The sequence below is a fragment of the Limnochorda pilosa genome, from assembly GCF_001544015.1.
GTDB lineage: Bacteria > Bacillota > Limnochordia > Limnochordales > Limnochordaceae > Limnochorda > Limnochorda pilosa.
The window spans coordinates 1,871,211-1,897,697 of record NZ_AP014924.1 but is presented as its reverse complement, the minus strand read 5'-3'; the positions used below and the strand labels follow the sequence as shown (position 1 = coordinate 1,897,697).

At 72.0% G+C, this 26,487-nt stretch carries 25 protein-coding genes; all 25 read left to right on the top strand.

What is annotated here, in order from left to right; all coding sequences use genetic code 11:
- Positions 1–2 precede the first annotated feature (2 nt).
- The 25 genes from LIP_RS08360 to thrB all read left to right on the top strand — a co-directional run bounded on the left by LIP_RS08360 (position 3) and on the right by thrB (position 26,450).
- Positions 3–1,469: a spore germination protein gene (locus LIP_RS08360; protein WP_068136778.1), complete on the top strand. Its 1,467-nt coding sequence runs from the start codon at positions 3–5 to the stop codon at positions 1,467–1,469.
- 174 nt (positions 1,470–1,643) lie between these two features.
- Positions 1,644–3,035, top strand: a complete 1,392-nt coding sequence (gene lysA, locus LIP_RS08355) for a diaminopimelate decarboxylase (RefSeq protein WP_068136775.1) — start codon at positions 1,644–1,646, stop codon at positions 3,033–3,035.
- Positions 3,032–3,799, top strand: a complete 768-nt coding sequence (locus tag LIP_RS08350) for a segregation and condensation protein A (protein WP_068136772.1) — start codon at positions 3,032–3,034, stop codon at positions 3,797–3,799. The genes lysA and LIP_RS08350 overlap by 4 nt, the downstream gene beginning before the upstream one ends.
- Positions 3,796–4,344, top strand: coding sequence for an SMC-Scp complex subunit ScpB (gene scpB / locus LIP_RS08345; RefSeq protein ID WP_068136769.1), 549 nt, complete (start codon positions 3,796–3,798; stop codon positions 4,342–4,344). Before LIP_RS08350 ends, scpB begins: the two co-directional genes overlap by 4 nt.
- Before the next feature lie 106 nt (positions 4,345–4,450).
- Complete coding sequence (locus tag LIP_RS20500) at positions 4,451–5,083, top strand: DUF2953 domain-containing protein (RefSeq protein WP_082726046.1); 633 nt, start codon at positions 4,451–4,453, stop codon at positions 5,081–5,083.
- The gene (gene ytfJ, locus LIP_RS08340) at positions 4,974–5,432 is read left to right on the top strand and encodes a GerW family sporulation protein (RefSeq protein ID WP_068136767.1); all 459 of its coding nucleotides are present in this window, start codon (positions 4,974–4,976) and stop codon (positions 5,430–5,432) included. Before LIP_RS20500 ends, ytfJ begins: the two co-directional genes overlap by 110 nt.
- 107 nt (positions 5,433–5,539) lie before the next feature.
- The gene (locus tag LIP_RS08335) at positions 5,540–6,919 is read left to right on the top strand and encodes a TrkH family potassium uptake protein (RefSeq protein ID WP_068136761.1); all 1,380 of its coding nucleotides are present in this window, start codon (positions 5,540–5,542) and stop codon (positions 6,917–6,919) included.
- On the top strand, positions 6,916–7,650 hold the full coding sequence (locus LIP_RS08330; protein WP_068136759.1) for a pseudouridine synthase: 735 nt from the start codon (positions 6,916–6,918) through the stop codon (positions 7,648–7,650). Before LIP_RS08335 ends, LIP_RS08330 begins: the two co-directional genes overlap by 4 nt.
- A 116-nt stretch (positions 7,651–7,766) precedes the next feature.
- Positions 7,767–9,293, top strand: coding sequence for a histidinol-phosphate transaminase (gene hisC, locus LIP_RS08325; RefSeq protein ID WP_158509602.1), 1,527 nt, complete (start codon positions 7,767–7,769; stop codon positions 9,291–9,293).
- Positions 9,290–10,354 (top strand): 3-deoxy-7-phosphoheptulonate synthase, encoded by a 1,065-nt coding sequence (gene aroF, locus LIP_RS08320; protein WP_068136757.1) that lies wholly within the window; start codon positions 9,290–9,292, stop codon positions 10,352–10,354. The genes hisC and aroF overlap by 4 nt, the downstream gene beginning before the upstream one ends.
- A 5-nt stretch (positions 10,355–10,359) precedes the next feature.
- Positions 10,360–11,454 carry a prephenate dehydrogenase/arogenate dehydrogenase family protein gene (locus LIP_RS08315; protein ID WP_144440394.1) on the top strand — a complete coding sequence of 365 codons (1,095 nt, stop codon included), beginning with the start codon at positions 10,360–10,362 and terminating at the stop codon, positions 11,452–11,454.
- A 78-nt stretch (positions 11,455–11,532) separates the two neighbouring features.
- Positions 11,533–12,258 carry a (d)CMP kinase gene (cmk, locus tag LIP_RS08310; protein WP_068136748.1) on the top strand — a complete coding sequence of 242 codons (726 nt, stop codon included), beginning with the start codon at positions 11,533–11,535 and terminating at the stop codon, positions 12,256–12,258.
- Positions 12,240–12,848 carry a lysophospholipid acyltransferase family protein gene (locus LIP_RS08305; protein WP_068136745.1) on the top strand — a complete coding sequence of 203 codons (609 nt, stop codon included), beginning with the start codon at positions 12,240–12,242 and terminating at the stop codon, positions 12,846–12,848. Before cmk ends, LIP_RS08305 begins: the two co-directional genes overlap by 19 nt.
- 266 nt (positions 12,849–13,114) lie before the next feature.
- Positions 13,115–14,683: a 30S ribosomal protein S1 gene (rpsA, locus tag LIP_RS08300; protein ID WP_068136742.1), complete on the top strand. Its 1,569-nt coding sequence runs from the start codon at positions 13,115–13,117 to the stop codon at positions 14,681–14,683.
- A gap of 232 nt (positions 14,684–14,915) precedes the next feature.
- Entirely contained in the window at positions 14,916–15,644 is a 729-nt protein-coding gene (locus tag LIP_RS08295) for a DUF1614 domain-containing protein (RefSeq protein WP_082726045.1), read from the top strand.
- Positions 15,641–16,882, top strand: coding sequence for a stage II sporulation protein P (gene spoIIP, locus LIP_RS08290; protein ID WP_068136740.1), 1,242 nt, complete (start codon positions 15,641–15,643; stop codon positions 16,880–16,882). Before LIP_RS08295 ends, spoIIP begins: the two co-directional genes overlap by 4 nt.
- A 4-nt stretch (positions 16,883–16,886) precedes the next feature.
- Positions 16,887–17,825, top strand: a complete 939-nt coding sequence (locus LIP_RS08285) for a YIEGIA domain-containing protein (RefSeq protein WP_068136738.1) — start codon at positions 16,887–16,889, stop codon at positions 17,823–17,825.
- Entirely contained in the window at positions 17,822–18,019 is a 198-nt protein-coding gene (locus LIP_RS08280; protein WP_068136736.1) for a capping complex subunit for YIEGIA, read from the top strand. The genes LIP_RS08285 and LIP_RS08280 overlap by 4 nt, the downstream gene beginning before the upstream one ends.
- Positions 18,006–18,494, top strand: coding sequence for a DUF3189 family protein (locus LIP_RS08275; RefSeq protein WP_144440393.1), 489 nt, complete (start codon positions 18,006–18,008; stop codon positions 18,492–18,494). Before LIP_RS08280 ends, LIP_RS08275 begins: the two co-directional genes overlap by 14 nt.
- Before the next feature lie 108 nt (positions 18,495–18,602).
- Positions 18,603–21,068, top strand: a complete 2,466-nt coding sequence (gene der / locus LIP_RS19200) for a ribosome biogenesis GTPase Der (protein WP_082726044.1) — start codon at positions 18,603–18,605, stop codon at positions 21,066–21,068.
- A 168-nt stretch (positions 21,069–21,236) separates the two neighbouring features.
- Positions 21,237–22,715, top strand: coding sequence for a stage IV sporulation protein A (gene spoIVA / locus LIP_RS08265; RefSeq protein WP_068136732.1), 1,479 nt, complete (start codon positions 21,237–21,239; stop codon positions 22,713–22,715).
- A 93-nt stretch (positions 22,716–22,808) separates the two neighbouring features.
- Positions 22,809–23,087, top strand: a complete 279-nt coding sequence (locus LIP_RS08260) for an HU family DNA-binding protein (RefSeq protein WP_068136731.1) — start codon at positions 22,809–22,811, stop codon at positions 23,085–23,087.
- An 84-nt stretch (positions 23,088–23,171) separates the two neighbouring features.
- Positions 23,172–24,464: a homoserine dehydrogenase gene (locus LIP_RS08255; RefSeq protein WP_068136730.1), complete on the top strand. Its 1,293-nt coding sequence runs from the start codon at positions 23,172–23,174 to the stop codon at positions 24,462–24,464.
- Positions 24,457–25,527: a threonine synthase gene (gene thrC, locus LIP_RS08250; protein WP_068136728.1), complete on the top strand. Its 1,071-nt coding sequence runs from the start codon at positions 24,457–24,459 to the stop codon at positions 25,525–25,527. The genes LIP_RS08255 and thrC overlap by 8 nt, the downstream gene beginning before the upstream one ends.
- Complete coding sequence (thrB, locus tag LIP_RS08245; RefSeq protein WP_082726043.1) at positions 25,524–26,450, top strand: homoserine kinase; 927 nt, start codon at positions 25,524–25,526, stop codon at positions 26,448–26,450. Before thrC ends, thrB begins: the two co-directional genes overlap by 4 nt.
- Positions 26,451–26,487 lie beyond the last annotated feature (37 nt).

The window sequence follows — 26,487 nt, the reverse complement described above, 5'->3', positions numbered from 1 at the left end:
CGATGGCCCGGCAACCGGCGAAGGTGCAGCGGTCCCTTCAGGCCAACCTGAAGGAGCTGGGGGCGAGGCTGGGCTTCGAGACCAACTTCGACGTGGTCGTCCGGGAGATCGAGATCGGCGGGCGCAAGGCCGCCCTGGTCTTCGTGGACGGCTTCGTCAAGGACGTCTTCACCCGGATCCTGGGCCAGCTCCAGAGCATGACCCCTCGGGAGCTGGCCCCGGATCCGCTGGCGGCCGTGCTCGAGCGTGGGCTACCCTACGTGGAGGTGGAGACCACCGACCTGCTGGACCAGGTGGTCGACTCGGTCCTTGCGGGCCCCACCGCCATCCTCATCGATGGGGTCTCCACCGCCATCCTCGTCGACGCCCGCACCTATCCGTCCCGGGCGGTGGACGAGCCCGACCTGGAGCGGGTCACCCGGGGCGCCCGGGACGGCTTCACCGAGACGGTCGTCCAGAACACGGCGCTCATCCGGCGCCGGATCCGGGACCCCCGGCTCCGCTTCGAAATCTTGCGGGCGGGCACCCGCTCGCAGACCGACGTGGTGGTGGGCTACATCAACGATTTGGCCGACCCCCGGCTGGTTCAGGAGGTGAAGGGGCGGATCCAGGCGATCGAGACCGACTCGGTGGTGAGCGGGGCCCGGAGCATCGAGGAGTTCATCCTGGGCCGCAGCCTCAACCCGCTCCCCCGGGCGCGCTACACGGAGCGGCCCGACGTGGCGGCCGCGCACCTCTGGGAGGGTCACGTGGTGGTTCTGACCGATACGGGTCCCACCGCCCTCATCCTGCCCGCCAACCTCTGGCACTTCACCCAGCACGCCGAGGAGTACTTCCAGAACCCGGTGGTGGGGACGTATCTGCGCTGGATCCGCATGGTGGGGATCGTCCTCTCGCTGTTCCTCCTGCCCGTCTGGCTCATCCTCGCGCAGTGGAAGGGGCCCCTCCCGGGGTTCCTGGACCTCCTGGGCCCGAAGGAGTCCGCGGCGCTGCCGTTGCTGGTCCAGTTCCTGCTCCTGGAGCTGGGCGTGGACCTGATCCGCATGGCGCTGATCCACGTGCCCAACGCCCTGGCCACCTCCCTGGGCATCGTGGGGGCCGTGCTGTTGGGGCAGCTGGCGGTGGAGGTGGGGCTCTTCGTGCCCGAGACCATCCTCTACACCGCCATCGCGCTTCTGGGCTTCTTTGCTACGCCCAGCCAGGAGCTGGCGCTGGCCTTTCGCCTGTTCCGGTACGTCCTGCTCCTCGCGGCAGGGCTCGCCGGCTGGCAGGGGCTGGTGGCGGCCAGCATCCTGTTCTTCATCTTCCTGGCCAGCTCCGAGTCGCTCACGATCCCCTACCTCTGGCCCCTGATCCCCTTCGACTGGGAGGCCTTGAGAGGCATCCTCTTCCGGTCGCCGGTGCCCAGCGTCCGCCGGCGAACCGCCCCAGCCCCCGAGGGTCGTTCGCCCGAGCCGTCGCCCGCCTGAGCTGACGCCCGCTGGGAGGTGGGGACGGCAGGGTCCTCAAGGCGGCCTCTCGGGCCGGGCGTAGCCAGGAGGGCGGAGCGAGCGCCTGCCTTCAGGACCCTGCCGCGCCCGGGCGTTGACCCCTTCTTCCTGCTGCAGTACCATGAGCAAGAGATACGCGGCAGGGGGTCCAATATGCGATTTCATGGCACCATGCGGGTGAACGAGGCCGGGCATCTGGAGATCGGCGGCTGCGACGCGGTGGATCTGGCCGAGCGCTTCGGCACGCCCCTGTACGTGATGGATGAGGAGGCGTTCACCCGGCGGGCCCGGGAGGTGACAGAGGCCTTCCAGGCGGCCTATCCGGGCGAGGCGCACGTGGTGTACGCGGGAAAGGCCTTCCTCACCGTGGGGTTCGCCCGTCTGGTGGAGGCGGAGGGTCTCTTCCTGGACGTGGCCTCGGGCGGCGAACTCTACACGGCGCGCGTCGCCGGGTTTCCCCCCGAGCGGCTGGTGGTCCACGGGAACAACAAGTCCCACGAGGAGCTGGAGATGGCCCTGGCGGCCGGTGCGGGCCGGTTGGTGGTGGACAACCTCTCGGAGGTGGAGCGGATCGCCCGGCTGGTGGGAGGCCGCGGGGCTGCGACGCGCCTCCTCCTGCGGGTGCGCCCCGGCATCGGGGTCCACACCCACGACCACATGCGGACCGGACAGGAGGATTCCAAGTTCGGATTCTCGCCCGACGAGGCCCGGGAGGCGGCGGCTCGGCTGCGGGCCGTGCCGGGCGTGGAGCTGGTGGGGCTGCACGCGCACCTGGGATCCCAGATCGCCGAGCCGGGTCCGTACGAGCTCCTCGGCGCCCGGATGGTGGAGTGGCTCCGGGACGTCGCGGGGGTCTACGGGCGACCGCTCACGGAGCTGGACCTGGGCGGCGGGTGGGCGGTGCCGTACACCGAGCAGGACCCTGCCCCGCCCGTCCGGCTGTGGGCTGAGGCCGTCTCCCGGGGTGTCCTCGCCGCGGCTGGCCGCCTGGGCATGCGGGCGCCGCGGCTCCTGGTGGAGCCGGGTCGACTGCTGGCGTCCGAGGCGGGGACGACCCTGTACCGCGTCGGCGCGGTGAAGGAGATCCCCGGCACCCGAACCTACGCGGTGACCGACGGAGGCCTCTACGAGAGCCTGCGGGTCGCCCTGTACGGCGCGGCCTACGAAGGGATCCTGGCCAATCGGGCCAACGAACCCGTGCACCCGATGCCGTCCGGGAGCGGGCACCCGGCGGCGCGCCTGCCCGTGCGGGTCGTGGGGAAGAACTGCGAGTCGGGCGACATCCTCGTCGACGGGCTGGAGCTGCCACCGATCGCTCCGGGCGATCTCCTGGCCGTGCCCGTGACGGGGGCGTACCACTACGCCATGGCCAGCAACTACAACCGCCTGCCGAGGCCGGCGGTGGTGCTGGTGCGGGACGGAGCGGCCGACCTCCTGGTGGGACGGGAGACGTACGAGGATCTCGTGCGGCACGATCGCATCCCCGCCTGGTTGGCGGCGCCGGCTGCAGTGGCCCCCGGTGAAGGTGTGAGCTCGCCGCCGTGAGCGAGCCCCGCCTGGAACTTCGGGGCTCCGACTATCGGGTGCGGCTCGCCCTCTTCGAGGGCTCCCTGGGCGCCCTGCTGGAGATGCTGCGCGCCGGTGAGATCTCGCCCGAGGAGGTTCCGCTGGCCTTCATCGGGCGCGAGTACGTAACCTACCTGCGCGCGGCGGCCGCGCCCGAGCCGGACCGGGAAGGCGAAGCCCTCCTGGCCTTCGCCATGCTCATATGGGTGAAGCTCCACCGGCTCCTTCCCGGCGAGCCGGAACCCGCCGAGGAGTTGGACGAGGCGATGGTGCGGGAGCTCCTGGAAGAGCATCAGAACCTGTACCGGCGGTTCCAGCAGCTCAGTGAGTGGTTGGCCCTCCAAGGGGCGTCCGCGGCTCGTGCCTGGCCGCGCCCGCCCGTGGCCGCACCGCCCGCGGCCGAGGATGGCGCGGCTCCCGAGTCGGACCTGGAGGGACCCTTGGATCCCCAGCTCCTGGCCGAGGGCCTTCGCCGGGTCCTGGCGCGCCTGCCCCGTCACGTGGACCCTCCGCTGCAGGAGATCGACTGGGAAGGCATCCTTCGCCGGGTACGCCGGCATCTCGCACCGGGCCGACGGCTGCGGTTCGAGGAGCTGATCGGCGGGGCGGGCCGGCGGGAGGTGATCGCCTCGTTCCTGGCCGTACTGGAGCTGGTGAGGCTGGGCGAGGCCCGCGTCTGGCAGGAGGAGCTCTTCGGGCCCATCTTCGTCGCGGGTGTGGCCGGCCCGGGGGTCCGTCCATGACCCCCGAGCCCGAGGCGGTCCTGGAAGCCGTCCTCTTTGCGGCGGCAGAGCCCATCCCCCTCGGTCGCCTGGCCGAGCTGCTGGAGATGGCACCGGCGGTGGCCCGGGGCCTGGTGGAGGCGTACGCGGCCCGCCTGGAGCAGGACGTACGCCGGGGTGTTCGCCTGGTGGAGGTGGCGGGGGGTTACCGGCTCGAGACCCGGCCGGACTTGGCCCCGTGGGTCCACCAGCTCGAGCGCCCCGACCGGAAGCTCCGCCTGAGCCGGGCCGCCTTGGAGTGCCTCGCCATCGTCGCGTACCGCCAGCCGGTGACGCGTGCGGAGATCGAGGCGGTGCGGGGCGTGCAGTCCGACGGGGTCCTCCGCGGGCTCGAGGAGCACGGGCTGGTGGAGGAGGCAGGGCGGAAGGAGGCGCCGGGCCGGCCGGCCCTCTACCGCACCACGCCCCGTTTCCTCGACCTCTTTGCGCTCAAGAGCCTGGGCGAGCTGCCGCGTCCCGAGGCGCCACCCGCCGGCGCGGCCGAGCGGACGTCCGCCACGGGCTGAAGCAAAGGGGGGAGCGGAGGAAGACTAAGGGGGTCCAGGGAGGGCCTGCAGGTCCTCCCGGCGGGGCGGGGTCGTCGCCTCGAAAGACGGCGGGGAGGGTGAGACCGTGCGCTGGGACGCCGCCTGGCCCCTTCTGGCCCTGACTGCGTGGCTCGTCCTTCTCTTCTGGCCCCTCCGCTTCAGGCTGGACCTGGACTGGCCGTCACCGCCCGGCGCTCACACCGTCCGTCTCTGGTTCCTCCTGGGGCCGATCCGTCTCCGGCTGCCCTCGCGGCTGCCCGGGCGCCCGCGGGCAGGCCCTGTCCCCCGGGCGTGGGCCCGGCGATGGAGCGCGGGCAGCCGCCTCTGGAAGCTGGTGGAGGAGGTGGGGGCCGTCGAGGGCGAGGTGGAGGTGGGGACGGGGGATGCGGCCGAGAGTGCCTTCCTGAGCGGCGTCGCGTGGAGCGTCTGGGGTACGGCCCTGGCCCTGCTCCAGCGCCGGGTGGCGATCCGGCAGCCGCCCCGGGTGGCGATCCGGCCCCGATACGGGCAGGGAGGAGTTGCCGTACGGCTGCGCTGCATACTGCGGACGCGGCTCGTTCATGCTATGGGTGTGGCTCCAACCCTCAATGCGTTCGGAGGCAGGCAACATGGCCGAAGCGACCCACCCCATGGACAGCGTGATGCGCCACACCATGGAGAACCTCAAGGAGATGGTGGCGGTCAACACCATCCTGGGGGATCCCGTGGAAACCCCTGATGGGAGCGTGATCCTTCCCGTCTCCCGGGTCTCCTTCGGCTTCGCCGCGGGCGGAAGCGAGTTCCAGACCGCGGGAGCAGGCCGCCGGGACGAAGGCCACGCTGCACCCTTCGGGGGAGGCAGCGGAGCGGGGATGTCGGTGAGCCCCGTCGCCTTCCTGGTGGTGGGGCAGGGCGACGTGCGCCTCCTGCCCGTGGAGGCGAACCCGGTGTACGATCGCCTGATCGACCTGGCGCCCAAGCTGGCCGACCGCCTCATCGGCATCTGGCGACCGGACCTGACGCTGAGCGAGGAGCCGGCGGGGGATGGCTACCGCCGGCTGGATCGGGAGAGTACGACCCGCCTCTGAACGAGGCGCGCCGAGCGATCCGCGCTTTACCCCCGGAGCGAAGGGGTGTATACTCACGGACTAGTGAAGTGAGAGCCTGACCTGCGGGTCGCGATGGGTGGTTCGCCGTGTCTCTCACCGAAGGGCCTCGTGAGCTGGAACGGCAGCTCGCGCGGGCGCCGAGGCTGAGCTCGCCCCAGCTCCTGGTGCTCTTCTACCTGATCGTCGTCTTCGTCGGGAGCATGCTCCTTTCGCTGCCCCCTGCGGTCGTTCCGGAACGAGCGCCCCTGGCATGGCACGAGGCGCTGTTCACCGCGGCCTCGGCCCTGTGTGTGACGGGTCTCACCGTGGTCTCCACCGCCCAGGACCTCTCGGTCTTCGGCCAGGTGGTGGTCCTGGTGCTGATCCAGATCGGCGGCCTGGGCGTGATGACCTTCGGAAGCCTCTTCGCCATCCTCCTGGGCCAGCGCATCGGCCTCAGGAACCGTATCTTCCTGCAGCAGGAGCGGAATCGGTCCTACCTCTCGGGGGTCGTGCGCCTGGTACGGCTGGTGGCGGGGTTCAGCCTCACCGCCGAGTTGGTGGGAGGGCTCGCCCTCTTCGCGCTCCTCCTCCCGCGCCTGCCGGCGGGACAGGCTGCCTACTTCGCCCTCTTCCACGCGGTCTCGGCCTTCAACAACGCCGGCTTCGACCTCTTCGGCGACAGCCTGGCGGGCTTCCGCACCGATCCCCTGGTGCCCCTGGTGGTGGCGATCCTCTTCGTCGCCGGGGGGTTGGGCTTCGGGGTGGTGCAGGAGCTGATCCGCCGGCCCCGGCACGAGCGCCCAGGCCCCCTGAGCCTCGAGACGCGCGTGGTCCTGGCCTTCACGGCCGTCCTGCTGGTGGGAGGCACCGCAGCGGTCTGGCTCATGGAACGGGAGAACCCGTCCACCCTCGGCGGCCTCTCACCGGTGAACCAGGTGGTCAACGCCTTCTTCACCGCCGCCACGCCCCGCACCGCGGGGTTCAACACCCTGAACACCGGCGCGCTCCATCCGGCGACCCTGATCCTGATCATGGGTTTGATGTTCACGGGTGTGGGACCGGGCGGCACCGGGGGCGGTGTCAAAGTGACCACCATGGGCACCATCTTCGCAGGGGTGATCGCCGCCGTCCGGGGTCAGACGGAGCCGGTGCTCTACGAGCGCCGCCTGGGGGCCCAGGCGGTGCAGCGGGCGCTTGCTATCGCGGTCCTGGCCGCCCTGACGGTCATCGGGGTGAGCGCGGCCCTCATGGTCCTGGAACCCGCCGATCCCCTGAGCCTCCTCTTCGAAAGCTTTTCCGCCTTCGGCACCGTGGGTCTTTCCATGGGGGTCACGTCGAGCCTGGGACCCGCCTCCCGGGTACTCCTGGTGATGGAGATGCTGGTGGGACGCCTGGGCCCCATGACCTTGGCCACGGCGCTCATCCTCCGGTCGCGCCGCAACGGTCATACCCGTTATCCGGAAGAGAGCGTGAGCCTGGGATGATCGAGGGCGAGCGCCTCCAGAAGGTCCTCGCCCGGGCGGGCTACGGATCCCGCCGGGCCTGCGAGGAGATCGTCCGCCAGGGCCGCGTGCGGGTCAACGGGCGGGTGGCGGCGCTGGGGGAACGGGTGGATCCCGGAAGGGACCGCATCGAGGTGGGCGGCGCGCCCCTCTCGAAGCCCGAGCGGCTGGTCTACCTGCTCCTGCACAAGCCCAGAGGGGTGGTCTCCACCGTGCGGGACCGCCATGCCGGGCGGACGGTGCTGGACCTGGTTCCCCACCGGGAGACCCGTCTCTACCCGGTGGGCCGCCTGGACCGGGAAAGCGAAGGCCTGATCCTCCTGACCAACGACGGGGCCCTGGCGGAACGGCTCCTCCATCCCCGCCACCAGGTACCGCGCCGCTACCACGTGTGGGTGAAGGGGCGGGTGGGGGAGGCGGCGCTACGGCAGCTCCGGGAGGGGGTTCCTCTGGAGGACGGGACGACCGCCCCGGCGCAGGTCAAGCTCGTTCGGGCCGCCGAGGGATCGAGCCGGCTCGAGATCGTCCTGCGGGAGGGCAGGAAGCGGCAGGTTCGGCGCATGGCCATGGCAGTGGGCCATCCGGTCACTCGCCTGGTGCGGGTGGCCATGGGCCCTCTCCGCCTGGGCTCGCTCCAGCCGGGAGCGGTTCGCCCCCTGACCCGCTCCGAGCTGGACGAGCTCCGGCGGGCAGCGGGAATCCCCGGCCGGTGACGGTTTCCCCTTTCCTGGCCAGGCCTTGTGAGGTAGGGGCCTTTGTGCTAAAGTCATAGGAAATTCCACCCCTCCGGAGGTCGACGGGCGGGTGGATCGGGCCGGGAGGGGTTCGCATGCGCCTGAGGGGGATCCGAGGCGCCACCACCGCAACGGACGGCTCACGGGAGGCGATCCTGGAGGCGACCGAGGAGCTCTTGCGGGAGATCCTCCTGCGCAACCGGATCGACCCCCATGATCTGGCCGCGATCTTCTTCACCGCCACGGATGACCTCACGGAGACTTTCCCGGCCGAGGCGGCGCGCCGCCTGGGGCTCGACGCGGCCCCCCTCCTCTGTGCCCGGGAGATCCCGGTTCCGGGCTCGGTGGCGCGCTGCATCCGGGTCCTGGTCCAGGTGAACACCGAACGTTCCGCGGATCAGGTGGAGCACGTCTACCTGAGGGAGGCCGTCACCCTCCGCCCCGACCGGGCGGCGCCGCAGCCGGCGGCAGGGTCCGAGGGCACCGGGGCGCCCCCCCTCCGCCCCGAGGCGGAACGGATCACCCCTTACCAGCCTGGGCGGAGCCTGGAGGAGGTCCGCCGCGAGCTGGGCCTCTCCCAGGTGGTGAAGCTCGCCTCCAACGAGAACCCGCTCGGCCCCTCGCCCAGGGCACTGGAGGTCCTGGCTCGCCCGGGCTTCCTGGAGGGGTTGCACCGCTACCCCGACGGGTCCTTCCGCCTCCTGCGGGAGGCGCTCGGACGCCGTCACGGCGTGGACCCCGAGCAGGTGGTGGTGGGGAACGGCTCCGACGAGCTGCTCAAGCTCCTGGGAGAGGCCTACCTGCAACCGGGGGACGAGGTGGTGATGGGCTCGCCCTCCTTCAGCGAGTACAGCTACGTGGCCCGGCTCTTGGGCGCCCGGGAGGTGCCGGTGCCCGTGAGCGGAGGCCAGGTACGGGCGGAGGACGTGCTGGCCGCGGTTACGCCCCGCACCCGGCTGCTCTTCCTGGCCACGCCCAACAACCCCACCGGCACGGCCCTGGAGCCCGCGGAGCTGGAGCGTCTGGAGGAAAGGCTACCCGGCGGCGTGGTGGTGGCGCTGGATGAGGCGTACCGAGAGTACGTGCGGCCCGAGCGGCTCTTCGACAGCCTGGGTCCCGTCCGGCGGGGAAGGCCCTGGATCTCGTTGCGGACCTTCTCCAAGATCTACGGGCTGGCGGGGCTGCGGGTCGGTTACGGCCTGGCGGCGGCGCCGGTAGCCCAGGCGATCATGCGGGTGAAGGAGCCCTTCAACGTCAACCAGGCGGCCCAGGCGGCGGCGCTCGCCGCGCTGGAAGACGAGGAGCACGTGCGCCGAAGCCGCGAGCTTGTCTGGAACCAGCGGGCGTGGCTGGTCCGGGAGCTGGAACGGCGGGGCCTGAGGTGTGATCCCAGCGACGCCAACTTCGTGCTGGTGCGCCTGGGGCGGGCCGACGGGCCCGTGGCGGAGAACCTGCTGCACCAGGGGGTCATCGTGCGGCCGGGGGTGCCCCTGGGGGTTCCTGGGGCCATAAGGGTGACGGTGGGCCTGCCCAGGGAGAACCTCCTCTTCCTGGAGGCCCTGGATCGCGCGCTCGCGGTGGAGCCCGTCCCTGCCGAGCGCTCGGGAGGCGGTACGTCGTGATCGTGGTGATGAAGGCCGGTGCGGGGGAGCCGGAGGTGAACGCGGTCCTCGACCGGATCGAGGAGATGGGCCTTCAGGCCCACCTCTCCCGCGGCGAGCAGCGGACGGTGGTGGGCGTGATCGGTCGGAAGCCCGACGGCTTGGCGGACCGGCTCATGGCCATGGACGGGGTGGAGCGGGTCGTCCCCATTCTCCAGCCGTACAAGCTGGCGAGCCGCGAGTTCCGGCCCGAGTCGAGCCGGGTGCGGGTGGGAGCGGTGGAGATCGGCGGCCCCGAGATCGTGGTGATCGCGGGCCCGTGCTCGGTGGAGAGCCTCGAACAGCTTCTGGAGACGGCGCAGGCCGTGGGAGAGGCGGGCGCCGCGTTGCTGCGGGGCGGCGCCTTCAAGCCCCGCACGTCACCCTACGCGTTCCAGGGTCTGGCCGAGCAGGGGCTGAAGCTCCTGGCCCAGACGCGAGCACAGACCGGGCTGGGCGTGGTCACCGAGGTCCTCTCCCCGGCGGAGGTGGAGCTGGTGGCCGCCCACGCGGACATGCTCCAGGTGGGTGCGCGCAACATGCAGAACTTCCCGCTGCTGCGGGAGGTGGGGCGCAGCCGGCGCCCGGTGCTCCTCAAGCGGGGGCTCTCGGCCACCATCGAGGAGTGGCTGATGGCAGCCGAGTACGTCATGTCCGAGGGGAATCACCAGGTGGTCCTCTGCGAGAGGGGGATCCGCACCTTCGAGACGGCCACCCGCAACACCCTGGACCTGAGCGCCGTGCCGGTGGTGAAGGAGCGCTCCCACCTGCCGGTGGTGGTCGATCCGAGCCATGGAACCGGCTACTGGAGCCTGGTGGCGCCCATGGCCCTGGCTGCGGTCGCCGCGGGGGCCGACGGGCTGCTGGTTGAGGTTCATCCCCGTCCGGACCAGGCCCTTTCCGACGGTCCCCAGTCCCTCAAGCCGGACCGCTTCGCCCAAATGATGGAGGGGGTCCGGGCCGTCGCCCGGTCCGTGGGACGCTCCGTGGCGACGGCGCCCGGGCGGGGGAGCGGGGCGGAGCAGCGAGCGTTCGGAGCGTGACGCCGGTGCGCGTGGGCGTCGTGGGCGTCGGGCTCATGGGGGGGTCCCTCGGCATGGCCCTCCGCCGCTTCGGCGGCGCCGCCGAGGTGGTGGGGGTCGTCCGGACCCCGGACGAGGCGGCGCGGGCGGTGGAAGCCGGCGCGATCGATCGCGGGTCGCCGTCCCCCGAGATCCTGGCCGGGTGCGAGGTGGTCGTCCTGGCCACGCCCGTAGAGGCGATCCTGCCCGTTCTGGAGCGGTGCCTGCCCTTCATCCCTCCGTCCGCCGCGGTGACCGACGTGGGCAGCGTGAAGACCGAGATCTGCCGGGGGGCCTGGGCCCGGCTGGGACGCCAGGGCCCCGCCTTCGTGGGCGGCCACCCCATGACCGGCTCCGAGCGAACCGGGGTGGACCAGGCCGACCCCTACCTCTTCCAGCATGCGGTCTACGTCCTCTGCCCGCCGCCCGCGGGCACGCCCGGCGGCCCGGAGGCGACGGCGCGCGTCCGGAGCCTGGTGGCGTCGGTGGGCGCCGAGCCCGTGGTGCTGGAGCCCGAGGAGCATGACGGGCTCGTGGCCGCGGTGAGCCACCTCCCGCACGTGGCCGCGGCCGCGCTGGTGCTGAGCCTGGAGGGGACGAGCTCCCCCTGGGTCGACCGGCTGGCGGCCGGAGGCTTTCGCGACACGACCCGGATTGCCTCGGGGGACCCCGCCCTCTGGCGGCAGATCTTGCTGGCCAACCGCGAGGCCATCCTGCAGCAGGCGGGCGCCTTCCGTTCCGCCCTGGACCGGCTCGTGCAGGCGCTGGCACACGCCGACGGCGAGGAACTGGGAAGGCTCCTGGAGGAGGCGGTCCAGCGCCGGCGGCAGGTGACCCGAAACGCCCGGGGTCTCTTGGCGCCCCACCCAGAGCTGATCGTTCGGGTGCCGGACGAGGTGGGGGCCATCCACCAGGTCACGGGGGTCCTGGCGGGTGCGGGGGTGAACCTGGCCGACATCGAGATCCTACGGGTTCGGGAGGGCGAAGGCGGCAGCGTGCGCATCGCCCTGGAAAGCGAGTCGGAGCGGGATCGGGCGCGGGAGGTGCTGGAGAGGGCGGGGTACTGGGCCCGGGTCCGCTAGGGGGCGCGGACGCGGCAGGGTGAGGATCCGGGGCTGCAGGAAGCCGTAGGAAGGTGAAGGGCCCCGGGCGTGCGAACCATGGGTGGGGAGGAGGGGACGGCCTTAAGCGATCGCTTCCGGATCGCCATCGACGGCCCCGCCGGGGCTGGGAAGAGCACGGTCGCGCGGCGGGTGGCCGAGCGGCTGGGCTTCCTGTACGTGGACACGGGCGCGATGTACCGGGCGCTCACCCTGAAGGTCCTGGAGTGGGGGGCCGCGTGGGAGGATCGGTCCCAGCTCGCCCGGATCGCCCGGGAAAGCCGGGTGGAACTCGTTCCCGCCCCCGAGACCCCGCGCGGCAACCAGGTCTTCCTGGACGGCCGGGAGGTCACCGAAGCCGTACGGAGCCCGCAGGTGGGCCGGTACGTCTCGAGGCTGGCCGCGGTGGCTGCCGTTCGTGACGTGCTGGTGGAGCAGCAGCGCGCGCTGGCGGCCCGGGGGGGAGTGGTGATGGACGGTCGCGACGTGGGCAGCGTCATCCTTCCCGACGCGGAGCTGAAGATCTTCCTCACCGCGACGCCTGAGGAGCGGGTCCGGCGCCGGTGGGCCGAGCTCAGGGCACAGGGGTTCGACGTGACGTGGGACGACGTGGCCCGCGACGTCTCCGAGCGGGATCGACTCGACCAGGCACGGTCCGCCTCGCCCTTGCGTAGGATGCCGGACGCCGTGGAGGTCGAGACCACCGGCAGGGACGTGGACGCCGTGGTGGACGAGATCCTACGGCTGGTGGAGAGGAGGCGCGCCTCGTGCTCTACGGGATCCTGAAACCCGTGGTGAAGGCGTTCCTCTGGAGGCTCTTCCGGATCCAGGTGGAGGGGGTGGAGCGCATCCCATCCCAGGGTCCTGCCATCTTGGCCGCCAATCACGTGAGCTGGGTCGACGCGATCCTGGTGGCCGCCCTGGCCGACCGGCCTGTCTACTTCGTAGCGAAGCAGGAGCTCTTCCGGATCCCCGTCCTCGGCTTCATCCTGCGACGCGTCTACCTGCTGGAGGCGCGCCGCGACGGGCGGGACCAGGCCGTGCTGCGGCGGGCCCTGCAGGCCCTGCGGGAGGGCAACCTGGTGGGTCTCTTCCCCGAGGGCCACCGGAGCCGGACGGGCCGGCTGCAGGAGGCCCGGGGTGGGGCCGCCCTGCTGGCCCTCCATGCCGCGGCCCCGGTGGTGCCCGTGGGGGTCTCGGGGGCCGATCAGGTCTACGAGAAGGGGTGGTTCTGGCACCGGCGTCCCGTACGGGTGCTGGTGGGTCACCCCGTCGACCTGGGCGGGCGGCGGATCGGCCGGGTGGGGCGGGAGGAGATCGCCGAGGCCAGCGGGCGGATCATGGGGGCCATCTCCTCGCTCCTGGAGGCGATGTAGCAGGCGTTGACGATCGGCCGGGGGAGCCTTCGGGAGGAATCCATTGATCGGGGACGAATACTACCGCGCGTGTGCGCGCGGGAGGGTGAGAGCCTCAGGCCGGGCCGCACGGGTACGCGTCCGGTGCTGGCGGGTGAAAGGCGGGTCCCGCGGGGCGTGGGCGCACGGTTTCGGTCGTAACCGAGGGTGGATACGGGAGTCGCTGCGGCGGGCGGACCGGGCTGCGGTTCCGCCGTGTGTGTCGCGAAGCTAGGGGGACGAGTCCGATGGTCGAGTCGGAAGAGAAGCGCGAACGGGAGGAGCTGACCTCCGAAGGCCGTCCGTCTGAATCCGAGGGGGCGCCCGGCGGCGTGGACGTCGAGGCGGCACGGGCCCGGGCGGCGGCCGAGGGTGCGGCGGGTGAAGCCTCCCGGGGGGTGGACCCGGACGCTTCGGGAGAGGAAGAGGCGCGCGGGGAGGAGTCCCAGGCGGTCGACGGGTACCCGGAGTCGCTGCCTCAGGCTTCCGGCGAGGCCACGCTGGCAGCCGCCCCACCGCCCGAAGAGGCGCGTGAGGAGGCTGCCGCTCGAGAGGCGCACGCGGTGAACGGTGCCGTGGCCGAGGCCACGGCGTCGGAGGCCCCACGGCCGGCGGACGCGACGCCGGCGTGGATCAACGAGCCCGGATTCGAGCCTCTGAGTGCCGGGCAGATCGTGCGCGGCCACGTGGCCCAGGTGAACGACGACGAGGTCTTGGTCGACGTGGGCTACAAGACCGAAGGCCGCATTCCCCTCCACGAGCTGAACATCCCAAGGGACACGAAGCCTTCGGATCTCTTCAAGCGGGGCGACGAGATCGACGTCTTCGTCATCAAGGTGGAGGATGCCGAGGGCACGGTGCTCCTCTCCAAGCGCCGCGCGGACTACCGGCTGGTGTGGGAGCGCCTCGAGCGGCACTTCAAGGAAGGCGAGCCGCTGGAGGCCCGGGTCACCGAGCGGGTGAAGGGCGGCCTGCTGGTGGACGTGGGCGTGCGGGGCTTCCTGCCCGCCTCCCACGTGGACATCCGCTACGTGGAGGACTTGAGCCAGTTTGTGGGGCAGACCCTGCGGCTCAAGGTGATCGAGATCGACCGGCAGCGGAACAACGTCGTCCTCTCCCGCAAGGAAGTCCTGGAGAAGGAGATGGAGTCCTCCAAGGTCGAGCTGCTGGCCAGCCTCAAGCCGGGTACGGCGGTGGACGGCGTGGTGCGCCGGCTGACCGACTTCGGCGCCTTCGTGGAGCTGGAAGGCGGGGTCGAGGGCCTGTTGCACGTTTCGGAGATGGCCTGGAGCCGGGTGCGCCACCCTCGCGACGTGGTGAAGGAAGGCCAGAAGGTGAAAGTCAAGGTCCTCTCGGTGGATCCCGCGAAAGGCCGGATCTCCCTGAGCCTGAAGGGTGCCCAGCCGGACCCCTGGAGGAACATCCACGAGCGGTACCAGATCGGCGAGCTGGTCACGGGCGAGGTCACCCGGACCGTGGAGTTCGGGGCGTTCGTCAAGCTCGAGGACGGGGTGGAGGGGCTGGTGCACATCTCCCAGCTGGCCAGCCACCACGTGAACGACGCCTCCGAAGTGGTCCAGACGGGCGACCAGGTCACCGTGAAGGTGATCAGCCTCGATCCCAAGGCTCGTCGCATCGGCCTCTCCCTCAAGGAGGCTCGGGAGGACGAGGAACGGCTTCGCACCTCCCAGTTCAACCAGAGCCGCGAGCGCGACAGCGTCAAGCTGGGCGACGTCTTCGGAGAGCTGCAGGAGCTCCTGGACGAACGGCACGCGGCCGAGGACCAAGAGGTCCAGAGCAGCTCGGAAAACGGCTGAGCGGAACCGCAGGTTTCACTTCCTGGGGGCGTGCCGTGGCACGCCCCTTTTCCATCTCTCCGCCGGGCACGAGGGAAGCCTCGCCCCATTGCCAGTTCCCCCCACCCCTTCCGGGACCGTATAGGCCCCCGCACGCCGACCTAACCTAACGGGTGTTGACTCCAGTCCGCCCTCGGGCGGCATCCGAACGTGCGGCCCGGCGGGTGCCGACGCCGTGGAAGGAGATGGAGCAATGCCTCTGGGGTTGATCGTGCTCCTGGCCGTGGCCGCCCTCATCTTCTTCGGTGCCGCGCATCGGGTGCTGGACCGTCTTCACCTGAACGACGTCCAGGCCCTGGTGGTGGTGGCCCTCCTGGCCGCAGGGAGCTTCGTGGAGATCCCCTTCCGGCGCCCTCCCGTGGAGCTGACGGTGAACGTGGGGGGCGCGCTGGTGCCACTGGCGCTGGTCGTCTACCTACTGGCCCGGGCCGATACGGGGTGGGAGCGCGTTCGGGCCATCCTCGGCGCCGCGGTGACCGGGGGTGCCCTCTGGGGCATCACCCAGCTCACCGACTTCGAGCCCGGGTTTGCCGACGTCTTGGACCCCCTGTGGCTGGTGGGGCTGGTGGGGGGCGGGGTCGGGTACCTGGCGGGCCGCTCCCGCCGGGCCTCCTTCGTCTCGGCGACCCTGGGGGTGCTGGCGCTGGACGTGATCCACCTGATCCGGGGGCTGTCGGCCCCCGGACCCGTGCGCGTGGCCGTGGGCGGTGCCGGTGCCTTTGACGCGATCGTGGTGGCGGGCATCCTGGCCGTGGGGTTGGCCGAGGTGGTGGGCGAGGGCCTGGAGCGCCTGCAGGGAGGCCCGGACACCCGCCACCGGCGGGCGCCGGCCCTCTTCAACGACCGTGGCCAGCCAGAGGATCCCGGGGCGGCGGGCTCGCCGCGCCCTGGAGACCGGCGCGAAGGGGAGGAGCACCCGTGAGCCCTGTGGACAGCCAGGGGAGACGGATCCGGTGGCGGTGGCTGCTGCTCCTGGCCGTGATCGTGGCGGCTCCCGCGTGGTGGGCGTCGGGGCGGTGGCCCCTGGGTGACGCCGTCGCTGTGCCGCCGCTGCCCGAGGGGGTCCGGGAGGAGCTGGGCGAGCGAACCGACGGCGGCTTCTTCCGGCTGGTGGACGAGGAGGGCCGGGAGGTGACGCGGACCGCCTGGATCCTCTCCCCAGGCGACAGCTACATTGACGAGGACAACCGCCTGTACCGGGTCACCGCGGTGGAGGGGGACGAAGTGCGGGTGGAGGACCGGGGGCTGGCCGAGATGCCCGACCCCGAAGAGATCCTCGCTGAGGCCGCCAGGCCCCCCTCCCGCTGGGGTGCCCTGGCGCAGTGGCTCGGCCTCGCGTCGCGCCCGAACCGCCTGGTGGGCATCTACCACACCCACAGCGATGAATCGTACGTTCCCACCAGCGGCTCGCCGACCGAGTGGACCGGGGACATCTACCAGGTGGGCCGCATGCTGAAGGACGCCCTGGAAGGGGAAGGATACGAGGTCGTCTGGTCCCAGAACAACCACAACCCCCACGATGGCCAGGCGTACCTGCGTTCGCGGCGGACGGCGATGGAGCTGCTGCGACGGCGGCCGGGGACCCTCATCGATGTGCACCGGGATGCCATTCCCCAGGCGAGCGAGTACCTGACCCGGGTCGGCGAGAGCGAGGTGGCCCGGATACGGCTGGTGGTGGGCCGGCAGAACGCCAACCAGGGCGCCAACCTGGAGTACGCGAAGCGCATGAAGGCCCTGTCCGACCGGGAGCACGCGGGACTGATCAAGGGGATCTTCATGGCCCAGGGCAACTACAACCAAGACCTGGGGCCGAACACGATCCTGCTCGAGTTTGGAACCCACACCGTCAGCCTGGCGGACGCCCAGAAGGCCGCGCAGCTCTTCTCCAAGGTCATTCCCGCGGCGGCGGGCATGGCGCCGGGCACCGCGGCACCGGCCGCCGGTCGATCGGGACCGGCCGCGTGGCGCTGGGTGGGCTGGCTGCTCCTCCTGGGGGTCGTGGGGGTGGTGGGGTACCTGCTCGTCAACGGGGGCGCCTGGCGCCGCTGGAGCCAGCGCCTGGGACTCTCGAGCCCGGCCGGGGCAGGAGCCGAGGCGTCGGAGGAGCTGGCGCCGCCACCCCGCGACCCGGAACACCGCGACGACGAACCGAAGCCGTGATCCCATGGCACTCCCGCTGCTCCTGGGCACCCTCTTCGGGGCCCTGGCCCGGCTCTCCATGCTGCGGGTGGACTACCGCCAGTATCCCAGCTACCCCCAGGGATTCGTCATCCACCTGAGCCTGGGGACCCTGGGCGCCTTCCTGGGCACGGCCGGCCCGCTGGCCCTGGCCCGGGGCGACTTCACCGCGGCTTCCTTCCTGGCTCTGGCGGCCACCCAGTTCCGTGAGGTGCGCGACACCGAGCGGCGGACCCTTCAGGCGCTGGAGGCCACCGAGATGATCCCCCGCGGCACCGGGTACATCGAGGGCATCGCCCGGGTCTTCGAGGCGCGGAACTACCTGGCCATGGGGGTGGGCCTCCTCTTCAGTCTGGGGTACCTGGCGGGCCTGGCGCTGGGCGTGGCCGTTTGGCCGGGGGCCGCTGCCGCGCAGGCGGCCCTGGTGACGGGCGGGGCGGTGGCGCTGGCGGGGTGGGTGCTCCTGGAGCGCTACACCACGGGGCCGCGCCTTGAGAGCCTGGCGGAGGCTCGCCCGGCGGAGATCCGCTTCGAGGGCCCGGTGCTCACCGTGTCGGGGGTAGCCATCATGAACGTGGGCTGGGGGCCGTCGCGCGAGCGGTTCCTCAAGGAGGGTCTGGCCGCTGAGATCCGTCCCCGGAACCTGGCTGCCAAGGCGACCCTGGCCAACCTGGGGCAGCGGCAGGCCATCGCCCACGACGTGGCGGCCCTGGTGGGCTTCCAGCACGACGTCGACCAACCTGAGTTCACCCCTCTGGTGCGGCGGAAGCCTGACGGGGCACTGGTGCTCGCGGTGCTGCCGGCGGAGCGGAGCATGGAGGCGCTGCTTCTGGCCATCCGCCAGGTGCCCGTGCTGGAGGGTTCGGTCCGCAAGCCCCTGCAATCGCCGGTGGGACGCCTTCTGGAGGGGGAGACGCCGGAGTGAGCGAGGTGAGCCCCACCAACCAGGTCCTCGCCGTGGTGACCACGGACGCCTCCCGTGCCGCCGGGGGCGGCGCGCCGGTCTTCGTGGCCCGCAGCCGGGAGGAGATGGTGCACATGGCCAACACCCTGGCCAAGGTCACCGTCGGCATGGTGCACGAGCTGGCCGAGGACCTGCTCATCGTTGTGCGCCACTGACGGATGGGTGATCTACAGCTGCTTTGGGGGCACCCATACCTCCCCCATGGCCGCCGGGATCCACCTGGGGTTGCTCCCTCGCGGGCGCCCTCCGACCCTCGAAGAGCTGGACGCGCTTCCGCCCTTCGACCGGCTCAGCCTGCAGGATCTCGGACGTCTCCACCTGTGGGGGCACGATCGCCACGGCAACCGGGTGGCCACCGTCGGACACGGGGGGCGGCTGGAGCCCATTCGCACCGCGGTCGTCTCCGCCCTGAGCACCGGGGGCGGCACACCACCCGAGCGGATCCGCTGGGTGGACACCCACGACCTGCTGACGCCCGCCCTGCGCGCGGGCGGCTTCCTCTCCCGCCGGCTGGGCCTGGCCGGCCCCGGAAGGCTGCTGGTCCTCCGGGGCCTGACCCAGATCCACGCGGCCCTCGAGCAGCGGGTCCAGCAGGTGCTAGACGACCTGGCCGCCGGGAGGTGTGGCTGAGGACCTCGCGGACGCTGCACGGTGCCGGCGCGTGCCGAGCCAGCGTTGTGCTATACTCGTCATCAGACACCCGGCCCGGGCGGTGAGGGCCGGCGAGGGGGGAGCGCGGTGAAGGGTCTGCCCCGCGTGGCGATCGTCGGGCGCCCGAACGTGGGCAAGTCCACGCTGTTCAACCGGATGGCCCGGCGTAGGGCCGCCCTGGTCCACGACGAGCCAGGGGTCACCCGCGATCCCCTGGAGGCAGAAGTGGAGTGGGCCGGCCGCCGTTTCGTGGTTGTGGACACCGGCGGGTACGACCCCCGGGGGGAGGCGCCCGTGGCCGTCCAGGTGGTAGGCAAGGTCCACGAGGCCATCGCTCGGGCGGACGTACTGGTGCTGGTGGTGGATGCCCAGCAGGGCCTCACGGGCCTGGACGCGGAGGCGGCCGAGCAGGCTCGCCGGGCGGGCCGGCGGGTACTGGTCGCGGCCAACAAGGTGGACGACCCGGCCCGGTCGGACCTGGCGGCGGAGTTCTACCGGCTGGGGCTGGGCGATCCGGTCGCCCTCTCGGCCGAGCACGGGCGCGGCGTGGGGGATCTCCTGGACGCCATCGTCGCCCGACTGCCCGAAGGCGTCGAACCGCCCCCCGACCAGGGGCTGGAGCCCGTTCGGGTGGCGGTGATCGGCCGGCCCAACGTGGGCAAGTCGTCGCTCATCAACCGGCTCCTGGGGTACGAACGGCTCATCACCAGCCCCGAGGCGGGGACCACCCGAGACGTGGTCGACAGCCGCTGCCGCCACGAGGGAAGGGACTTCGTGCTGCTGGACACCGCCGGCATCCGGCGGAGGAGCCGCGTCCTTGCGGGGACGGGCGGGGACCTGGAGCGGGTGAGCGTCTCCAAGGCGCTGGCCTCCCTGAAGCGGGCGCACGTGGCGCTGCTGCTCATCGACGCGATGGAGGGGTTCACCGACCAGGACCGCCGCCTGGTCCGCCAGGTGGAGCAGGTGGGCTGCGGGCTGGTCCTGGTGGTGAACAAGTGGGACCTGGTCGAGAAACAGACGGGTACCCTGGAGCGGTACGAGAAGGGGGTCCGCTCCGCCTACCCGCTCCTGGAGTGGGTGCCCATGGTCTTCGCCTCGGCCGCGACGGGCCAGAGGGTCCGCCAGGCGCTCACCGCCGCCGGGTACGTCTACGAGCAGGCGGGGATGCGGGTCCCCACCGCCACGCTGAACGCCAGTCTCCAGGCGGCGGCCGCCCTCCGCCAGCCCCCTTCCCACAAGGGGCGGCGCCTGAAGATCCTCTACGGGACCCAGGTGGCCATCCGGCCGCCCCAGATCGTCCTCTTCGTGAACGATCCGGATCTGGTCCACTTCTCGTACCAGCGGTTCCTGGAGCGCCACCTCCGGGCCCAGTTCGGCTTCGCGGGCAGCCCCATGCGGCTGATCGTCCGGGCCCGAGAGGGATGGGATCGGAGGGGGGCCCCCGCCGGGCCCGCAGCGCCTCCAAGGCCCACTAGACCACAGGGGGGGATCACAATGGCCGAGAGCCCGGGGCGTTCTCGCTGGACCGTGGCCGTCATCGGCGCCGGCAGCTGGGGGACGGCGCTGGCCATGCACCTGGCCGACCGGGGTACCGCACCGCTCCTCTGGGCGCGCCGGCCCGAGCGCGCCGGGGAGATCGCCCGCCTGCGGGAGAACACGCCCTACCTGCCCGGCATCACCCTGTCGCCCCTGATCCACGTCACCTCCGACCTGGAGGAAGCCCTGGAGCCTCCCATACTGCTTCTGGCCCTCCCCGCGCAGACGGTGCGCGCCTGGGCCGAGCGGGCGCGGGGCTGGATCCGCCCCGAGCACGTGGTGGTCCACGGAAGCAAGGGGCTGGAGGTGGGAACGCTCCTCCGGGTGAGCCAGGTCCTGCGTCAGGTGCTTCCCGATCACCCTGAAGGCAGGATTCTGACCCTTTCGGGCCCCAACCACGCCGAGGAGGTGGTGCGGGGGGTGCCCTCCACCTCGGTGCTGGCCGGGGGCGATCCGGACGTCCAGGCTCGGGTGCAGCAGCTCTTGATGGACCGGCGGCTCCGCGTCTACACCAGCGACGACCTGGTGGGGGTGGAGCTGGGCGGCGCGCTGAAGAACGTGATCGCCCTGGGCTGCGGCATCAGCGACGGTCTGGGATACGGTGACAACACCCGGGCCGCGCTCATCACCCGGGGACTCGCGGAGATCCGCCGCCTGGGCGCTCAGATGGGCGCCCACCCCTTCACCTTCAGCGGGCTTTCGGGGCTCGGGGACCTGGTGGCCACCGCCACCAGCCTCCACTCCCGCAACCTGCGGGCGGGAAGGGCCATCGGGGCGGGGCGCCGCCCCTCCGAGGTGCTCCGCGAGGGGCCGATGGTGGTGGAAGGGGCACCTACCGCCCATGCGGCCGTGCGGTTGGGCGAGCAACGGGGCGTGGAGCTCCCCATCGCCACGGCGGTTCACCGGGTGCTCTCGGAGGAGATCACCCCCCGTGAAGCGGTCGACTCCCTCATGGGCCGCGATCCCCGGGGCGAGTTGGAGGCCCTGGACCTGGCGGGCCCGAAGGACGACCTCTAGCCCCTGCCGTCTCCCTCCTCACATCCTCACGAGTTGCACGGCGCCGGTCTATGCCGGGACCCTGCTCCCATAGACTTGTACTGCATGGCGCGCCGGTACCTGCGGCGAGGGGCGCGCGCCCGCCGGGGCGCGGGCGCGGCCGCCCCGGCACCCGAAGGAGGGCGAGGGATGGAGCGCTTCGACATCTTTCAGGACATCTCCCGGCGGACCCATGGGAGTGTCTACCTGGGCGTGGTGGGGCCCGTGCGGACAGGCAAGTCCACCTTCATCAAGCGGTTCATGGATCTGCTGGTGATGCCGGGCATCCACGACCCGCACGACCGCAACCGGACCCTGGACGCCCTCCCGCAGAGTGGCTCGGGCCGGGCCATCATGACCACGCAGCCCCAGTTCGTTCCCGAGCGCCCGGTGGAGGTGGAGCTCGAGGAGGGGCTGCGCTTCCGCATCCGGCTGGTGGACTGCGTGGGGTACACGGTGGAGGGGGCCCAGGGCTACCTCACCGAGCAGGGGCCGCGGATGGTGCGGACCCCATGGTTCGACCGGGAGATCACCTTCGAAGAGGCCGCGGAGCTGGGCACCCGCAAGGTGATCCAGGATCACTCGACCATCGGCCTGGTGGTGACCACCGACGGCTCCATCACCGACCTGCCGCGTGCGGCCTACGTACCCGCCGAGGAGAGGGTCGTACGGGAGCTCCAGGAGTTGGGCAAGCCCTTCGTGGTCCTCCTCAACTCGGCCCAGCCCGAGGCGTCGGCCAGCCGGGAGCTGGCCCAGGAGCTGGCGGAGCGGTACGGGGTGCCCGTGGTTCCCACCGACTGCCTCCACCTCACCGAGGCCGAGATCCTGGACCTGATGCGGGCCATCCTGTACGAGTTTCCCGTCCGGGAAGTCGCCGTTCAGCTCCCTGGCTGGGTGGAGGAGCTCGACGCAGGCCACTGGCTGGCCGAACAGTTCCGCGAGGCCGTCTGGGCGGCCGTGGAGCCTGTCGAGAAGGTGCGCGACGTGGACGCGGCCTCTCGGAGGCTGGCCGAGGCGGAGCCCGTGGCCGAGGCCAGGGTGCGCGACGTGGACCTGGGTGAAGGCCGGGCGCTCATCCGGGTCGCGGCGTCCGAGGCGCTCTTCTACCAGGTGGTGAAGGAGATCACCGGCCTGGAGATCGAGGACGACCGGGCGTTGGTGCGGAACCTGCGCGAGCTCTCCCACGCCAAGCGGGCCTACGACAAGGTGGCCGAAGCGCTGGATCAGGTGCGGCGCACCGGGTACGGCGTGGTGGCGCCGCTCCTGGAGGAGATCCGCTTCGAAGAGCCCGAGATCATCCGCCACGGCGGCCGCTTCGGCGTGAAGCTCACCGCCTCCGCTCCCTCCATTCACATGGTGCAGGCCAACATCCTCACGGAGGTCACGCCCTTCGTGGGCACCGAGCAGCAGGGGGAGGAGCTCGCCCGGTACTTCACCGAGGAGTTCGAAAAGGAGCCCGCCCGCCTGTGGAACTCCGAGTTCCTGGGGCGCTCCCTGCAGGACCTGATCCGGGATGGCATCGAGAGCAAGATCCACCGCATCCCCGAGCACGCCCAGCACAAGCTCCAGGAGACGCTGACGCGGATCGTCAACGAAGGGTCCGGGGGGCTGATCTGCATCATCCTGTGAGGCCCAACCGTGCATAGAAGTGGCAGCCGGGGGAGACCTTAAGCCCGCCGATCCCGAACGGGGAGCCCCGCGGGGCGGTGAGGAGGGGTGACCATGACCAAGTCCGACCTGGCCGACCGGGTGGCCGAGCTGGCCCGCATCACCAAGTCCGAGGCCCATACGGCGGTGGACGCCCTCCTGGAGTCGATCCAGGAGGCGCTGGCCCAGGGCGATCGTGTCCAGCTGGTGGGCTTCGGGAGCTTCGAAGTGCGCAGCCGTTCGGCCCGAACGGGACGCAACCCCCAGACGGGCGAGCCCATCTCCATCGGGCCCTCGCACCTGCCCGTCTTCCGGCCGGGGCGCGCGCTCAAGGACGCGGTCCAGGCCCGCTGACGCGAGGCCACGAGAACCCCTTCCGGGGCCCCTGACGCTCTGCTATACTGTCCCCATCCGGAGCGGAAGAAGGGAGCCCCAAGCATGACCCGACCCGTAGGCGTCGCCCTCCTGGGCGCCGGCACCGTGGGCACCGGAGTGCTCCGCATCCTGGAGCGCCACCGCGAGCGCATCGCCGCCCGCGCCGGGGGCCCGCTGGAAGTGCGACGCATCCTGGTGCGCTCGCTGGACCGGCACCGGCCCGAGGTGCCGGCGTCGGCGCGGCTCACCACCGACTCGCAGGCGGCCCTGGACGACCCCGGCGTCGACCTGGTGGTGGAGGTGATGGGGGGCGAAGAGCCGGCCCAGAGCCTGATCCGCGCTGCCCTGGAGCGGGGCAAGCACGTGGTGACCGCCAACAAGTCCGTGCTCGCCCGCGCCGGCGGCGAGCTCCTGGAGCGGTACCCTCAGCGCCTCTACTTCGAGGCGAGCGTGGCCGGCGGCATCCCCATCATCAAACCCCTGCAGGAGTGCCTCATCGCCAACCGCCTGGAACGGGTGCTCGGCATCGTCAACGGCACCACCAACTACGTCCTCACCCGCATGGACCGGGCGGGCCTCACCTTCGAGCAGGCCCTGGCCGAGGCCCAGGCGGCCGGCTACGCCGAAGCCGACCCCACGTACGACGTGGACGGGCTCGACGCCGCGCACAAGCTGGTGATCCTGGCCATGCTCGCGTTCGAGGCGCCCTTCGGCCTGGACGACGTCCACGTGGAAGGCATCGGAAGGGTCCACCCCACCGACCTGGCGTACGCCCGGGAGTTTGGCTACACGGTGAAGCTCCTGGCGGTCGCCCGGCGTCACGACGCGGTGGAGCTCAGGGTCCACCCGGCCCTGGTGCCCCGCGACCACCCCCTGGCCTCGGTGGAGGGCGTGACCAACGCCGTCTTCGTGGAGGGGGACGCGGTGGGCCCGCTCATGTTCTACGGTGCCGGCGCCGGAAGCCTTCCCACGGCCTCCTCGGTGGTGGCCGACATGGTGGAGGCCGCGCGGCGCATCCGGGCCACGGGGCAGGAGCCCAACGGCCGGATCTTCCGCGACGACCGCCCGCCCATCCGGCCCCCGTCGGAGATGGTGAGCCGCTTCTACCTACGTTTTCGCGTGGTGGACAGGCCCGGCGTGCTGGCCGAGATCGCCGGCGCCTTCGGGCGGCACCGGGTGAGCATCGAGTCCATGATCCAGAAGGGGCGGGGGAGCGAGCCGGTGGACCTGGTCTTCGTGACCCACCCGGCCCGGGAGGCCGACCTGCGCCTGGCCCTGGACCAGATCCGGGGGCTCGACTCGGTGCACGACCTGGCCAGCTGCATGCGGGTGGAGAGGGGACAGGAGGATGCATGAGCCCAACCCCGGCGTGATCGAGCGCTACCGGGCCTACCTGCCGGTCACCGACCGGACGCCGGTGGTCACCCTGGCCGAGGGCTGGACGCCCCTGATGCCGGCCCCGCGCCTGGCCCGGGCCCTGGAGGCGCCGGTGGACCTCTACCTGAAGGTGGAGGGTGCGAACCCCACGGGCTCCTTCAAGGACCGGGGGATGACGGTCGCGGTCAGCCTGGCCCTGGAGTCGGGGGCGAGGATCGTGGCCTGCGCCTCCACGGGGAACACTTCGGCCTCGGCCGCAGCCTACGCCGCACGGGCCGGCATGCGGGCCGTGGTCCTGGTGCCCAAGGGCGCCGTGGCCCGGGGGAAGCTCGCCCAGGCGGTCCACCTGGGCGCCCGGGTGCTGGAGGTGGAGGGAAACTTCGACGCCGCGCTCCGCCTGGTGCGCGAGCTCACGGCGGCCCTTCCCATCCGGCTGGTCAACTCGGTCAACCCGCACCGGCTCGAGGGCCAGAAGACCGCGGCCTTCGAGGTCTGCGACCAGCTGGGCTGCGTGCCCGAGTTCGTTGCCTTGCCCGTAGGCAACGCGGGCAACATCACCGCGTACTGGATGGGCTTCCGCGAGTACCAGGCCCGAGGCCAGATCGACCGCCTGCCCCGCATGCTGGGCTTCCAGGCCGAGGGGGCGGCACCGATCGTGCGGGGAGCCCCCGTCCCCGACCCCGAGACGGTGGCCACCGCCATCCGCATCGGGAACCCCGCCTCGTGGCAGCGGGCGGTGGAGGCCCGCGACGCCTCGGGCGGACGGATCGAGGCCGTGAGCGACGGGGAGATCCTATCCGCCTACCACCGGGTTGCGGCCCTGGAAGGGGTCTTCTGCGAGCCCGCGTCGGCCGCCTCGGTGGCGGGGGTGGCTCGGCTGGCCCGGGAGGGGTTCTTCCGGGGCGGCGAGCGGGTGGTCTGCGTGCTCACAGGCCACGGCCTGAAGGACCCGGACCGGGCCGTGGGCGAAGCCCCGCCGCCCCAGGTGGTGCCCGACGAGCTGGGCGCTGTGACGGGTGCGCTGGAGGACCTCCTGGCATGACGGCCGCCGGACCCGTTCACGTGCGCGTGCCGGCTACGGTGGCCAACCTGGGGCCCGGCTTCGACGCGCTGGGCTTGGCCCTGGACCTGGTCAACGAGGTGGAGATGGAGGTCCTGGGCGAAGAGGAGGACCCCGCCAGCGCCACGGCGGAGGTGGAGGTCCAAGGGGAAGGCGAGCAGGAGTTGCCCGGGGACGCATCGAACCGGGTGGCTCAAGCCGCTTGCCTGCTCTGGCGGCAGGTGCGGGGCCGGGCGCCCCGCCTGCGGCTGAGGTGCACGAACCACATCCCCCTGCGGAGCGGCTTGGGAAGCAGTGCGGCCGCGGCGGTGGGCGGCCTGGTGGCGGCGCAGCGGCTCCTGGGCGGGCCCCTGCCGCCGGACGAGCTCCTGGCCCTGGCGTGGGAACTGGAGGGCCACGGGGATAATGCGGCGCCTGCCCTCGCGGGCGGACTCACCGTCCTCTTGCCCGGGGCGCGCCGGTTCCTCCGCCTGGACCCACCGCCCCTGGACGTGGCCTTGGCCCTACCGGATCGGCGGTGGAGCACCGAAGCCTCCCGGGGCGTACTGCCCGACCAGGTCCCGCGGCAGGATGCCGTCTTCAACCTGACGGCCTCGGCGGCGCTGGTGGCCAGCCTGGCCCTGGGTCGTCACGACCTGCTGGCCATCGCCATGCAGGACCGGTTGCACCAGCCCCACCGCCTGCCCCACGTCCCAGGCGCGCCCGAGGCCCTGGAGGCGGCCATGGGAGCCGGCGCCCTGGGCGCAGCCCTCGCCGGAGCGGGGCCCGCCGTGGTGGCCCTGGCGCCGCCGGGCCTGGGGGAGGCCGTGGCCGGTGCGATGGCGGCCGCCTTCGAGGCTGCTGGCGAGCCGGCCCGGCCCCTGGCATGCCGTCCGGCGGGCGAGGGCGCGCTGGGCCAAGCGTAGGATAAGGAGCAGGGGCGGGGTGCGCCCGGCTTCCCGG